Source organism: Nocardia aurantiaca, assembly GCF_009708175.1.
In the GTDB taxonomy this organism is placed as follows: domain Bacteria; phylum Actinomycetota; class Actinomycetes; order Mycobacteriales; family Mycobacteriaceae; genus Nocardia; species Nocardia aurantiaca.
The window spans coordinates 163,980-176,547 of sequence record NZ_WMBB01000010.1; the positions used below are offsets into that span (position 1 = coordinate 163,980).

The following is a 12,568-nucleotide window of genomic DNA, read 5'->3' on the forward strand; positions in this document are numbered from 1 at the left end:
CCGTTTCGGCGGGCAGGCGGTAGCGTTGAATCCGGACTCAGGGTTTGCTAATGGTGCGCTGCTCAGCGCGGAGAGGTGGTGCCGAATGGCCGACCGGCCCGACGAAGACGATGCCCGCGTGATGGACGAGGTCTTCGACACCGATCACGTCTTCGACAGCGATGTCGACAACCTCGACTACGACCTCGGCGACGACGACCAGGAAGACGAGATCCGCGAGTACGAGCGATACATCTCCGACCCGCCCGAGGAACTGGTCATCCGCAATCGCGAGAACGACGACACCGGCAGGCTCGGCATCGGAGCCGAACTGGACCAGGAGTGGTCGCGTCGCCGGCAACGCGAGGAGTTCGTCGCCGAGGACGACCGGCCCGCGGAGCTCGCCGCCATGGACATCGTGGAGGAACTCGGTGATTAGGACTGTTGCGTAGCATGTCCCGCCCGTGGATATCTCTGAAGACGCACACCACGACCGAGGAGGGCGCGACATGAGCACGCCGCCGCACGAGCCCGGCAAGCCGTCGGACGAATCCGGCACGCCGCCGGAAGAACCCGGCATCGGACCGGCCGACATGTTCAAGAAATCCGACAAACCGGCAGCTGAGACACCCGAATCCGCCTCGGAGGCACCGGTCTCGGATACGCCATCGGTCTCGCACACGCCGCCCGCGGACGATCTCACCACGCGGTACACACCGGACACTCCCCCATCCCAGCCCGAGCCCACCCAATTCAATCCGGCCGCGGCCCCACCGCAGTATCCGGCGGGCGGGGTGTACGGCTACCCGCCGCAGGGCCATCAGCCGCCGGAGGGTTCCTACCCGCCGGGCGGCGGCTACCCGTCCTATCCCCAGGGCTCGCAGCCACCGTATCCGCAGCAGTTCGGGCCGGGCCAACAGCCCTATGGGCAACAGCCGTACGGGCAACAGTCGTACGGGCAGCAGCCGTACGGGCAGTCGTATCAGCCGTATCCGGGCGGCGCGAATTACGGTGCGCCGCCGCACACCGGACCTCAGACGTTCTCGATCATCGGATTCGTCTGCGCGGCCATCGCACTCATCTTCTGCCCGCCGCTGTTCGGCATCGCCGGCATCGTGCTCGGCGTGATCGGCCACAACAAGGGCGAACCACTGGGCAAGTGGGCGGCCGTCGCCGCCGGTGTGGCCATGGTTCTCGGGATCATCATCGGGGTCGCGATCTACGGCTCCGGGGTCATGCCGAACACTAGGTGACCATGACCGCATTCACCGGATTCCCGCTCGCCGGACTGGATTTCTACGAGGACCTGGAAGCCGACAACTCCAAGGCCTTCTGGAACGCCCACAAGAAGGTGTGGGAGCAGTCCGTCCGGGATCCGATGAAAGCCCTTGTCGCCGAACTCGAGCCGGACTTCGGCGAAGCCAAGATCTTCCGCCCGTACCGGGATGTGCGCTTCGCCAAGGACAAGTCACCGTACAAGAACCACCAGGGCGCGGTGGTGTACAGCGCGCGGTATTCCGGGTGGTACGTGCAGATCGGCGCGGCCGGGCTGCGGGTGGCGGGCGGCATGTACGCCGCCGAGACCACCCAGCTCGCCGCGCTGCGGGTCGCCATCGACGACGAGGTGCGCGGGGCGGAGCTGGAAGGGCTGATCGCACAGCTGATCTCGACCGGATACCAGATCGGCGGGGACAAGCTGGTGACCAAGCCCAAGGGTTACGACATCGATCATCCGCGCATCGAATTGCTGCGGCACAAGTCCCTCACCGCTGGAAAGGATTTCGGCGCCCCCACATGGCTGAGCACCCCGCGCGCCGCCCAGGAGATCCGGGCGGCGTGGGAGGAGATGCGGCCGCTCATCGAGTGGCTGGCGGCGGTGACGGCGCAGAGGTAGCCGCCACCGGCCGAGAGCCTGTCCACGCTGCGCGGGCTACCTGCGCTCCGCGAGCACCAGGGCGAACCGCTCATCGGGATCGGTCCACACCCGCTCGGTGGTGAAACCGGCCGCATCCAGCTCGCTGTCGAGGACCTCGCGCCGGAATTTGGCGGAGATCTCGGTGCGCAACTGCTCGCCCGCCGCGAAATCGACGGTCAGGTCGAGGTCCGCGATGTGGACGGTCATGGTCTCGGTGGCCGCCAGGCGCATCTCGATCCACTCGCGCTCAATGTCCCAGACAGCGATGTGCGCGAACTTCTCCGGCTCGAAATTCGCACCCAGGCGGGAATTGAGGACGTGCAACACATTCCGGTTGAATTCCGCGGTGACACCGGCGGCGTCGTCGTAGGCGGGGACCAATACCGCCGGGTCGATGACCAGGCCCGCGCCGAGCAGCAGCTGCTCGCCCGGTTCCAGGACATCCCGGATGCCGCCGAGGAATTCGGCGCGCTCGGCGGGGATCAGATTGCCGATGGTCCCGCCCAGGAAGGCGACCATGCGGCGGCCGCCGCCGGGCAGGTTGTCCAGGGTGGCGGTGAAGTCACTGACCACGCCGTGCACGCCCAGGCCCGGGAATTCCGAGGCCACCTCATCTGCCGCCATGCGCAGGGCGGAGACGGAGACGTCCTGCGGCACATAGCTCTTCAGCGGGCCTTCGGACTTCATGGCGTTCAGCAGCAGCCGGGTCTTGGCCGCCGATCCCGCACCCAGCTCGACCAGCACCTCGGCCTGCGCGATCCGCGCGATCTCGCTGACGACCCCCTCCAGCAGGGCCCGTTCGGTCCGGGTCGGGTAGTACTCCGGCAGTTCGGTGATCTTCTCGAACAACTCGCTGCCGCGCGCGTCGTAGAACCATTTGGGCGGCAACCACTTCGGTTCCGCAGTCAGTCCGCGCCGGACGTCCGCGCGCAACGCGGTCGTCAAATCCTCGTCGGTCAGATGGATTTCCACCGTAGCCGCAGTCATGAATCAGCCCTTCCGATCTCGATATCCAGTGGTTCCACCGCGACCCGTCCGTCCCGCACGCTCACCAGCTGCCGATCGGCAACCAGCCGCCACCGCGGATCGTCATCGAACGGTTCCGAGGCCACCACCACGAACCCGTCGGCCTCCAACACCGACAACGAGTGATGCCACGTAGTCCCCCAAACCCCCGACCCATCCCCCACCAGCAGGTTCAACCGCGCCTTCGGCGACCGCCGCAATACCGCGGCCATGACCAACCGCAACGCCTCACCCGGCTCCAACCCGCCGCGGGCCGAATCCCCGCCCGGCTCCGAACCTCCCGCGATCGGACTCCCCGAACTCCGCCCGGCGCGCCCGGATTCTCCGGCCCGCCACGATACGACGGCGGCCGAATCCGCAGAATGGCCGGCCGCGGACCGGAATTCGCCGGACGCGTCGCCATCGCCCGAGGCCGCGGACCATTCCCACGCCTGGACCCGAGGCGGCTCCCCCGCCGCGGAGGTCACGCGCACGGTCGACCCGAAGGCCACGGTCGATCCGGAAACGCGACTGCCGCCCGGTTCCGATCCGGCCCCGACCGCCGCGGAATCCGCTGCGCGCGTTCCGACCCCGGACTTCACGACCGACGCGGACGACCTCATACGGCGCCGGTCATCGCCATCGGGTCCGGCAGTCGCCGAACCGGCGGCGGGCGGCCTCGCGCCCGGCTCCGTCCCGGAGGCTTCGCCCGGTTCGGGCACGGCGGCGGAAGACCCTGCTTCGTCCGAGTCCCTGCCACGCCCACCGGTCTCTCCCGATGACCGGCTTGTCACGGGAAGCGGGCCTTCGAGCAAACCCCGCAGGATCACCCACAGCGCCGCCGAATCCGTCAGCGATTCGGCCTCCAGCAGGGGCGGCGAATCGAACTCCTCGGCGACGGCGGTCAGGGCGCGCCGCCAATCCGGAATCGCGCCATTGTGGCTGAACGCCCAGCGGCCGTGCGTAAACGGCGCACAGGCCGCCCGCTCCACCGGCATCCCCACGGTGGCGGACCGGACCGCGGCCAGCACCGCCGTGGACCTGAGCTGCGGGAGAACCTCATCGACAGCCGGGTCGGTCCAGATCGGGGCGGCATTGCGGTAGCGGCTGACCATCGAATCACCCGCGATGGGCGAGGTTCCAGCCAGGTGGGCCGTCGCCGGTTCCGGTTCCGGCGCCGTGACGTCATCGCGTGCGGTGGCGGGCTCCTGCTCCAGCGGCCCGGGTCCCGGCGTGGCCGAACCGTCGGAGGGCGAGCCGCCGTGCCAGATGACGCCGGGGCCGTGGTCGGGGGCGGCGGCGTCGGGGCGGTGCCACCAGGCGACGCCGAAGCCGTCGGCATTGATGGTGCCGCCGCCGCGCATGTCGCGGGGGGCCCAGGACTGGGTGCGCAGGGAGTACGGACCCTGGGTCAGGAGGGCGCCCACCGCGGTGGGTGGGCCCAGGTAGGCGAGGTGACGGCACATCAGCGTTCGTCCGATCTCAGGTCCCGGGCGAGGCGGAAGCCGGAGAAGATCTGGCGGCGGATGGGGTGATCCCAGTTGCGGAAGGTGCCGCGGCAGGCGACCTGGTCCGCGCCGAACGAGCCGCCGCGCAGAACCCGGTAGTCGCCACCGAAGAAGACCTCGGAGTATTCGCGGTACGGGAAGGCGCGGAAGCCCGGGTACGCCTCGAAACCCGAAGCGGTCCACTCCCAGACATCGCCGATCAGCTGGTGCACACCGGCCGGGGACGCACCGGCGGGATAGGCGCCGATATCGGCCGGTTCCAGGTGGTGCTGGCCGAGATTCGCCAGAGCCTCGCTGGGATCGATGTCGCCCCAGGGATATCGGCGAGAGCGGCCCGTCGCCGGATCGAAGCGGGCGGCCTTCTCCCATTCCGCCTCGGTCGGCAGGCGCTTACCCGCCCAGTTGGCGTAGGCCTCGGCCTCGAACCAGCAGACGTGCACCACCGGCTGGTGGGCGCGCAGCGGCTGCATGGTGCCGAAAACCCTTCGCCACCAATGGCCTCCGGAATCCTGCTCCCAGAACTGCGGCGCGGTGAGCCCGGCCGCCACGCGGTGCGCCCAGCCGCGCTCGGACCACAGTTCGGCGCGCTCGTAGCCGCCGTCGTCGACGAAGGCCAGATACTGCTCATTGGTGATGGGCGCGGCATCGATGGCGAAGGCGTCGACCCACACCGGGTGGGCGGGTCGCTCGTTGTCCAGCGCCCAAGGGTCGGAGTCGGTGCCCATGATGAATTCGCCCGCGGGCAAGACGACTTCGCCGCTCACCGCCACCCGCGCGCCGGGAGCGGGCGGGGCCGACAGCACCGCCTCGCCGCTCCGCAGCTGGTGGGTGGCGAGCATGGTCTCGTCGTGCTGCTGCTCGTGCTGGGCGATCATGCCGAACGCGAAACCGTCCTGGACCAGATCATTGCCGCGTAATGGGCTGTGCTCCAGCACATCCCACACCTTGTCGCGCACGCTGCCGACATAGTCGCGGGCCTGGGCCGGGTCCAGCAGCGGCAGCGCGGGCCGGTCGGCGCGGGCGTGCTGGAAGGCGTCGTAGAGGTGATCGATGTCCTGCCGCACGGGCTCCCGCCCGCCCACATCGCGCACCAGCCAGAGCTCTTCCTGATTGCCGATGTGCGCGAGATCCCAGACCAGCGGGCTCATCAGCCGCGAGTGCTGCTCCACCAATTCGGCCTCGTCGACGCATTCGGTCAACCCGATGGTGCGGCGCCGCGCCCGGTCGAGCGCGTCCGCGATCCGCCCGCGCAGCCGTTCCGTCTCCGCCCGATCCGATCCCGGCGAATGCTGAATAGTCATGAGAGAACTTTCGATTCGTGAAGTGATGCAGGACTGGAATGTCATGCGCCGCCTCCGGATTCCTCCCCCGTGGGGGTGCGGCCATTGCGACATCGATCGACCGCGGCGGCCAATTCCTCGGCGGCCTCCGGGGTGGCGGCACGGGCCGTGGCCAGGTCGAGCAGCGCCACGGCGGTTGCCCGCAACTCCGCGTCGGCCAATCCACGCCGTGCGGCCTCGGACCACAGATTCGCGGTCGACGCGGCCAGAGCCGTTGCCTCCGTGATGGTTCCGGAATCCGAGAGCAGTGCGTCGAAGACGTGAACCGGCACCGACCACCCGTCGCCCGGCTGCGCGTCGAGGTAGCGGACCTCGAGGTGCCCGGCCGCGCGGACCGGCGGGAACACGGTGGTGAGGTGATAGTCCAGATCCGCGCGGTCGGGGCGGCGGCCGATCTCCTCGTCCAACGCCCCGCACAGCCAGTCGGCGAAGGTGGCCCCGGGCGGGGCCGTCCAATCGGCCGCCTCGGACCGCACGCACAGCAGCGGGACATCCAGCACCCACCGCGCGTACCCGGCGATGGGATCGGCCCAGTCGTGCACGGGGGGCCGGGTCCGGAGGTGGTCGAGCCGCTGCCAGGCCCGCATGCGCTGGGAGGCCCAGTCCCCCGGCGGTGCGGCGTGCAGTTCCGGTGAACAGGCGAAAGCCGCCAACAGGGCAGGACCCACGGCGTACAGGAGCTGCCACCGGGCCGCGATCTCGGCGGGATTCGCGCCCGCGTCGACGCTCACCTGCGTGGCGGCGGTATTGCACATCATGAGCGCGCCGAACGGGCCGATGCCGGCGAAGGACTGCTCCATGGCCCGGTATCGCGGCAGCTGCAGGAGCCGCAGCGGGCGCCGAGTCGCGTCGGCGGCCGCGGAAAAGGTTCGGATGTCGCGGGATTCGAGCAGCTCCCGCAGGCGTATCGCATCCGTCCGCAAGCGCTCGCACAGTTCGGCGGCGGTGCCGAACGGGGCACTGGACAGTTCGATCTGACCGCCGGGTTCGATGGTGACCCGGCTGCCGCCCGGCAACGGAACGGCCGGGGAATCGGGGGAAATGGACCGTGGCGCATGCGGTCCGAGGGCGTCGGAGAGGACTCTCAGGTCCGGACGCGAATTGGTCGCCGAAAGTTCACCCTGCGCGGTGAGCCACTCCAGTTCGGCGCCGATGAGCAGCGGTGGACCCTGTTTGAAACAGACTTTTCCGACATAAGCCTCGGCGGCGGCGCGCGACGTGAACTCGCCGCCCGGCTCCGATTCGGCCAGGCCACTCTGCAGCACATCGGTCGGTGACGCCGTGACAGCCATTGCCAACCTCCGTCTGATGCGGTCGCCGCCGCGGGTCGGACGGCGACCCAAACCAGAGTAGCGACGGACTATGACAAGAAATCTGACGAAAAGGAGAACACCGCAACCGATATGGTCGATTCCATGCTGGATATCGCTGGACTACGGGCCGAAACGCCGGGGTGTGAAAACCAGGTTTTTCTCGACAGCGCCGGGTCGTCGCTCCCCCCGCGGATCGTCGTCGACACCACCGTCGCCCACCTGCGGCGCGAGGCCGAGATCGGTGGCTATCGCGCCGCCAACGAGCGCATCGACGATCTGCACGGGGTCAAGGCGGCCATCGCCGAACTGATCAACGCCGACCCGGCCGCCCTGGCCCTCAGCGATAGCGCCAGCCGCTCCTGGAGCGACTTCTTCTACTCGGTCCCGCTGGCCCCCGGCGACCGCATCCTGATCTCCGGCTCGGACTACGGGAGCAACGCCATCGCGGCCCTGCAGCGCGCCCGGCAGACCGGCGCGGTCGTCGAGGCCATTCCCAGCGACAGCAGCGGCCAGCTCGACCTCGACGCCCTGGACGCCATGATCGACGGGCGCGTGAAGCTGGTGTCACTGGTCCATGTTCCGACCAATGGCGGCCTGGTCAATCCGGTCGCCGAAGCCACCCGCATCGCACACCGCGTGGGTGCGCTGGTGCTGCTCGACGCCTGCCAGTCCGCGGGGCAGCTGCCGCTCGACGTCGCCGAACTCGAGGTGGACGCGCTGTCCGCGACCGGCCGCAAATGGTTGCGCGGCCCGCGCGGCACCGGTTTCCTGTACGTGCGCCCCGAACTGGCGCTGAGCCTGGAACCCGGCCGGCTCGACCTGCAGAGCGCCGAATGGACCGCTCCCGACGACTACGTGCTCGCCCCCGACGCGAGCCGCTTCGAATTCTGGGAGTGCTCGGTCGCGAACCGTCTCGGCCTGGGCGCGGCCGTGCGCTACCTGCTCGATCTGGGCCCCGCGCGGGTGTACGCGGCCATTGCCGAGCGCGCCGAGTACGTGCGCAAGGCCTTGGCGGAGATCCCCGGCGTGACCGTGCGCGACCGCGGCACCCAGCACGCGGGAATCGTGTCCTTCACCGTGGACCGGCTCGAGCCGATCCAGGTGCGCGACCGATTGGCCGGGGAAGACATCACGGTGACGGTCAGCCACCGCGGCTCCACGCTGCTGGACATGTCCGCCCGCGAGCTGAACTCCGTGGTCCGCGCCGCGCCGCATTGCTTCGTGAGCTTCGAGGACCTCGATCGCTTCGTCGGGGCGGTCCGAAGCCTGACATAAGCGGCCGCATGACGCCGAAACGTGAACAGCCCTCGCCGGACGCGGGATATTTGAGGTGCTGGTTCGGCGTTTGAGGAGTCGATCGTGAGCCGCTTCACCGACGAAATGTATGCCACCGCGCACGTCTCCCGGCGAGGTCTGGTGACCGGGGAGCCGGATGCGCCGGTGCGGCACAGCTGGGGCAAGATCCACGACATCGCCCGCCACATGGCAGGCGGCCTGGCCGCGGCCGGTATCGGCCCGGGCGACGCGGTGGGCGTGCTGGCGGGCATGCCGGTGGATATCGCACCCGCCTGCCAGGCCGTGTGGATGCGCGGCGCCTCCATCACCATGCTGCACCAGCCGACGCCGCGTACCGACCTGCAGGTGTGGGCGCACGACACCGAGACCGTGCTGGGCATGATCGAGGCGCGGGCGGTGATCCTGGGCGCGCCGTTCGAGATCGCGGAACCGCTGCTGCGCGAACGCGGTATCGCGGTGGTCACCATCGACGCCATGCGCGCGGGCGAGGCCGTCGAGCCGGTGCCCACCGGCGAGGACGTCGTCGCCCTGCAGCAGTTGACATCCGGCTCCACCGGCTCGCCCAAGGCGGTGCGGATCACGCACGGCAATTTCTTCGTCAATGCCTACGCCATGTTCGATCGGGTGAAATTCCAACTCGACGACGACGTGATGATCAGTTGGCTGCCGCTGTTCCACGACATGGGCATGGTCGGATTCCTCAGCGTGCCCATGCAGTTCGGCGCGGAAGTGGTGTGCGTGACGCCGATGGACTTCCTGGCCCGCCCCATCCTGTGGGCGGAATTGATCTCGAAGTATCGCGGAACTGTCACCGCCGCACCCAATTTCGCCTATTCGCTGCTGGCCCACCGATTACGCAACGCGGCGGAGGGTTCGGTCGATCTGAGCAGCGTCCGCTACATGTGGAACGGCGCGGAACCCGTCGACGCCGACACCATGGAAGCCCTCGCCGAGGCCGGAAAACGCTTCGGTCTCAACCCCACTGCCCTCACCCCCGTCTACGGCATGGCCGAAACCACCCTCGCCGTGTCCATTCCCGACCCGGGCCTCGGGCAGGTGCTCGACGTGGTCGACGCCGATCTCCTCGAAGCGCTCGGCAAGGCGGTCCCCGTCCGCGATCCGGAACATCATCACAGCGGGCTCCGCCGCCTCCCCACCCTCGGCTATCTGGTCGACAACCTCGAAGGTCGGGTGGTGGACGCCGAACGCCAACCGCTTCCGACCCGCAGTGTCGGCGTCATCGAATTACGCGGTCCCGCAGTGACCGCCGGGTACGTCACGGCCGACGGGTTCCGCTCCGCCCAGGACGCCGAGGGCTGGCTCGACACCGGAGACATCGGCTACTTCACCGAGGACGGCCTGGTCGTGGTGTGCGGCCGCATCAAGGACGTCATCATCATGGCCGGCCGCAATATCTTCCCCACCGATATCGAACGAGCGGCCTTGCGCGTCAAGGGTGTTCGTCCCGGCAACGCGGTGGCGGTCCGCCTCGACGCGGGCCAGAAACGCGAAAGCTTCGCGGTGGTGGTCGAATCCAACGACCATCAGAATCCGGACGAGGTGCGCCGCATCGAACACGAGATCGTGCACGCGGTGTTCTCGGAGGTGGGGGTGCGCCCGCGCAGCGTGACCGTGCTGGGGCCCGGCGCGCTTCCCAAGACCTCGTCCGGAAAGCTGCGCCGGTCGGCCACGGCGACACACCTGTCCTGAGACAGCGACTCTGGCCCGCGACTCAGTGCACTTGGTTCTGAGCGGTTTCCAGGCCCACGCGCAGCAGCAGTTCGACCGCGTCCGCGGTCTGCTCGACGATCACCGGGACCTCTTTGCGCTCCGGCGCGGAGAAAGGCTTGAGAACGTAGTCCGCGGGGTCCTGCCGGCCCGGCGGGCGGCCGATGCCGAAGCGGACACGCAGATAGTCCTTGGTGGTGAGGGCCTGCGAGATGGAGCGCAGGCCGTTGTGCCCGCCCTCGCCGCCGCCGCGCTTGAGGCGGATGGCGCCGAAGGGGAGGTCGAGTTCGTCGTGGATGACGATCACCTCGGTGGCGGGCACGGAGAAGAATTTGGCCAGCGCCGCGACGGGCCGCCCGGACAGATTCATATAGGTGCGCGGTTTGGCCAGCAATACCTTGCGCCCGTCCAGGCGGGCCTCGAGCAGATCCGCGCCCGACTTCTTGTGCACGGTGAAACGGCCGCCGACGCGCTCCGCGAGCACGTCGGCGACCATGAAACCGACATTGTGCCGGGTGCGCTCGTATTCGGATCCGGGATTACCCAGACCGACCACCAGCGCGGGCCCGGCCGTTGCCTCGGTCATCGAGAACCGTTGTGGGAGTAGGGAGTTACTCGGCGGCGGCTTCCTCGGCAGCGGCCTCTTCCTCGGCGGCGGCGGCCGGGGCGGCGATGATGTTGACGATCAGGGCCTCGGCGTCGCCGGCCAGGGTGACGCCCTTCGGCAGCGCGATGGCGCCGGCGGTGATCTGGGTGCCGGCCTCGGCGCCCTCGATCGAGACCTCGATGGCCTCGGGGATGTTCAGGGCCTCGGCCTCGACGGAGAGGGTGGTGGCCTCCTGGGTGACCAGGGTGCCGGCGGCGGCGTCACCGGTCAGGGCGACGTGCACGTCGGCGGTGACCTTCTCGCCGCGGCGCACGATCAGCAGGTCGGCGTGCTCGATGTAGCGGCGGATCGGGTGGACGACGACCGACTTGGTCAGCGCCAGCTGCTTCTTGCCGTTGATGTCCAGGTTCAGCACGGCGTTGGTGCCGTGCTCACGCAGGATGGCGGCGAACGCCAGGGCGTTCACGGCCAGGTGCTGCGGCTCCTCGTTGTGGCCGTAGAGCACGGCGGGGACATTGCCGTCGCGGCGGGTGCGGCGGGCAGCGCCCTTGCCGAACTCGGTGCGTACGGTGGCTTCGAGAAGGTTGGCGTCGGACATGACTGTCTACTCCCTACGGCTCGTCCGGCTGTAATGTCAGCGTGTCGCCAGGCGACTGGGCCGCCCTGGCAAAGGTTGGTCTGCTCGTCGGCGAAGACCAACATGGACGGCCGAATAGGCCGAGCCGCGTCGATCACGGTGGGCAGCTGGGTGCCACACCCTCGCCGAGACAACCTGAAGACTCTAACACGCGGCCGGAACGGCTCCGCGGCACCCCCTCGACGGCCGCGCGGACGGCGCGTACTACGGGGAATTGCGGCGGATTATTTCCGGTCTTGTTTCCAGGAATCTGACACACTAGCATTTCGCATCACTCCGCCTCACCGTCGTTGATGCCCCTTCTTTTCCCGTCTGGGCAATTCGACGGCACGCTGAGTGGCTTGTCTTCCAAGTAAGGAACAGATATATGAAGAACATCCGTCGGATCGGCCTCAGCGCCGTGGGCATCGCCGCCGTCTCCACCGCCGTCGCCCTCACCGCCCCGATCGCCTCGGCCGACTCCAACCCCTGCCCTCCGTCCACCACGGGCACCGGGGGAACCGGAACGGGCAGCGCGAGCTCCCTGGGCCCGCTCATCACCAACATCCTGAACGCCCTGAGCCACGGCGGCGCCACGTCCGGCGGCAGCGGCGCCTCCGTCAGCTGACGAATTATCCCGGTTCTGGTAGCGGGGATTCCTTTCTGATGCTAGGCAATTTGATCGGCACGCTGAGTAGCTTGTCTTCTAAGTAAGGAACAGATTTATGAAGAACATCCGCCGGGTGGGCCTGAGTGCTGCGGGCATCGCCGCCGTCTCCGCCACCGTCGCACTCACCGCCCCGTTCGCCGCCGCGGACACGACCGCCAACGGCCTGACCGTATCGGGCAGCAGCTACACGGTCGGCCAGACCTACACGATCACCGTTGTCACCGGTTCGCCCAGTGTCAGCGCGAACGTGTACGACACCACCGGTTCCAACACCGTGTCCCTCGGCACCGCCACTCCGGCGGGCACCAGCACCTCGGCTGCCATCTACTGGACCCCGTCGACCGCCGGCGCGCACCACATCTCGGTCGCCCTGAACGGCGCCGGCCAGTCGGTCACCGCCGGCCCGGTGGACGTCACCGTCTCCGCCGCCTCGACCTCGGGGGGCACCGGCAGCGCCGGCGACCTGATCCCGGCCCTCAGCGCCCTCAGCGGTCTGTTCTCCGGCTCGAGCAGTTCGGCGCGCGTCAGCTGACACCGTCGGCCGAACGGCCGGTTGTTCGGATCCTGCCCGGATTCCGAACAACCGGCTGT

12 protein-coding genes and 1 pseudogene are annotated in these 12,568 nt (G+C 68.8%); 7 read left to right on the forward strand and 6 right to left on the reverse strand.

Annotated features, from left to right (window positions below; genetic code table 11):
• Positions 1–85: 85 nt before the first annotated feature.
• The 3 genes from GLP40_RS22055 (at position 86) to GLP40_RS22065 (ending at position 1,873) form a co-directional block, all read left to right on the forward strand.
• Entirely contained in the window at positions 86–418 is a 333-nt protein-coding gene (locus tag GLP40_RS22055) for a hypothetical protein (protein WP_230329805.1), read from the forward strand.
• Between the two features lie 70 nt (positions 419–488).
• Positions 489–1,232 (forward strand): hypothetical protein, encoded by a 744-nt coding sequence (locus GLP40_RS22060; RefSeq protein WP_154789874.1) that lies wholly within the window; start codon positions 489–491, stop codon positions 1,230–1,232.
• Between the two features lie 2 nt (positions 1,233–1,234).
• Entirely contained in the window at positions 1,235–1,873 is a 639-nt protein-coding gene (locus GLP40_RS22065; RefSeq protein WP_154789875.1) for a DUF2461 domain-containing protein, read from the forward strand.
• 36 nt (positions 1,874–1,909) lie between these two features.
• On the opposite strand, the gene egtD is transcribed toward GLP40_RS22065, so the two are convergent.
• The 4 genes and pseudogenes from egtD to egtA form a co-directional block, all read right to left on the reverse strand.
• Positions 1,910–2,881 (reverse strand): L-histidine N(alpha)-methyltransferase, encoded by a 972-nt coding sequence (gene egtD / locus GLP40_RS22070; protein ID WP_154789876.1) that lies wholly within the window; start codon positions 2,879–2,881, stop codon positions 1,910–1,912.
• Positions 2,882–4,212: 1,331 nt separating this feature from the next.
• Positions 4,213–4,365: pseudogene (locus GLP40_RS22080) on the reverse strand (ergothioneine biosynthesis protein EgtC); the annotation flags it as partial.
• Positions 4,365–5,708 (reverse strand): ergothioneine biosynthesis protein EgtB, encoded by a 1,344-nt coding sequence (gene egtB, locus GLP40_RS22085; protein ID WP_154789877.1) that lies wholly within the window; start codon positions 5,706–5,708, stop codon positions 4,365–4,367. The pseudogene GLP40_RS22080 and the gene egtB, both read right to left, overlap by 1 nt.
• A gap of 41 nt (positions 5,709–5,749) precedes the next feature.
• Positions 5,750–7,039, reverse strand: coding sequence for an ergothioneine biosynthesis glutamate--cysteine ligase EgtA (gene egtA, locus GLP40_RS22090; RefSeq protein WP_154789878.1), 1,290 nt, complete (start codon positions 7,037–7,039; stop codon positions 5,750–5,752).
• A 123-nt stretch (positions 7,040–7,162) separates the two neighbouring features.
• Here egtA and GLP40_RS22095 point away from each other — a divergent pair, with 123 nt between their 5' ends.
• Together GLP40_RS22095 and GLP40_RS22100 are read left to right on the forward strand one after the other, a co-directional pair.
• Positions 7,163–8,335, forward strand: coding sequence for an aminotransferase class V-fold PLP-dependent enzyme (locus tag GLP40_RS22095; protein ID WP_154789879.1), 1,173 nt, complete (start codon positions 7,163–7,165; stop codon positions 8,333–8,335).
• An 84-nt stretch (positions 8,336–8,419) separates the two neighbouring features.
• Positions 8,420–10,066 carry a fatty acyl-AMP ligase gene (locus tag GLP40_RS22100; protein WP_328290514.1) on the forward strand — a complete coding sequence of 549 codons (1,647 nt, stop codon included), beginning with the start codon at positions 8,420–8,422 and terminating at the stop codon, positions 10,064–10,066.
• A 22-nt stretch (positions 10,067–10,088) separates the two neighbouring features.
• On the opposite strand, the gene pth is transcribed toward GLP40_RS22100, so the two are convergent.
• On the reverse strand, positions 10,089–10,670 hold the full coding sequence (gene pth / locus GLP40_RS22105; RefSeq protein WP_154789880.1) for an aminoacyl-tRNA hydrolase: 582 nt from the start codon (positions 10,668–10,670) through the stop codon (positions 10,089–10,091).
• A 25-nt stretch (positions 10,671–10,695) separates the two neighbouring features.
• Positions 10,696–11,289: a 50S ribosomal protein L25/general stress protein Ctc gene (locus GLP40_RS22110; protein WP_154789881.1), complete on the reverse strand. Its 594-nt coding sequence runs from the start codon at positions 11,287–11,289 to the stop codon at positions 10,696–10,698.
• Positions 11,290–11,695: 406 nt separating this feature from the next.
• Here GLP40_RS22110 and GLP40_RS22115 point away from each other — a divergent pair, with 406 nt between their 5' ends.
• Both GLP40_RS22115 and GLP40_RS22120 read left to right on the forward strand, forming a co-directional pair.
• Positions 11,696–11,935, forward strand: coding sequence for a hypothetical protein (locus GLP40_RS22115; RefSeq protein ID WP_154789882.1), 240 nt, complete (start codon positions 11,696–11,698; stop codon positions 11,933–11,935).
• 97 nt (positions 11,936–12,032) lie between these two features.
• Positions 12,033–12,509, forward strand: a complete 477-nt coding sequence (locus tag GLP40_RS22120; RefSeq protein WP_154789883.1) for a hypothetical protein — start codon at positions 12,033–12,035, stop codon at positions 12,507–12,509.
• The last annotated feature ends 59 nt before the right edge of the window (positions 12,510–12,568 follow it).

Excerpts from the sequence above, each read along its gene's own strand:
- egtA (WP_154789878.1), bottom strand. The coding sequence starts at position 7,039 with ATGGCTGTCACGGCGTCACCGACCGATGTGCTGCAGAGTGGCCTGGCC.
- GLP40_RS22110 (WP_154789881.1), bottom strand. The coding sequence starts at position 11,289 with ATGTCCGACGCCAACCTTCTCGAAGCCACCGTACGCACCGAGTTCGGC.
- egtB (WP_154789877.1), bottom strand. The coding sequence starts at position 5,708 with ATGACTATTCAGCATTCGCCGGGATCGGATCGGGCGGAGACGGAACGG.
- GLP40_RS22095 (WP_154789879.1), top strand. The coding sequence starts at position 7,163 with ATGCTGGATATCGCTGGACTACGGGCCGAAACGCCGGGGTGTGAAAAC.
- GLP40_RS22115 (WP_154789882.1), top strand. The coding sequence starts at position 11,696 with ATGAAGAACATCCGTCGGATCGGCCTCAGCGCCGTGGGCATCGCCGCC.
- GLP40_RS22065 (WP_154789875.1), top strand. The coding sequence starts at position 1,235 with ATGACCGCATTCACCGGATTCCCGCTCGCCGGACTGGATTTCTACGAG.
- GLP40_RS22120 (WP_154789883.1), top strand. The coding sequence starts at position 12,033 with ATGAAGAACATCCGCCGGGTGGGCCTGAGTGCTGCGGGCATCGCCGCC.
- pth (WP_154789880.1), bottom strand. The coding sequence starts at position 10,670 with ATGACCGAGGCAACGGCCGGGCCCGCGCTGGTGGTCGGTCTGGGTAAT.
- GLP40_RS22055 (WP_230329805.1), top strand. The coding sequence starts at position 86 with ATGGCCGACCGGCCCGACGAAGACGATGCCCGCGTGATGGACGAGGTC.
- egtD (WP_154789876.1), bottom strand. The coding sequence starts at position 2,881 with ATGACTGCGGCTACGGTGGAAATCCATCTGACCGACGAGGATTTGACG.
- GLP40_RS22060 (WP_154789874.1), top strand. The coding sequence starts at position 489 with ATGAGCACGCCGCCGCACGAGCCCGGCAAGCCGTCGGACGAATCCGGC.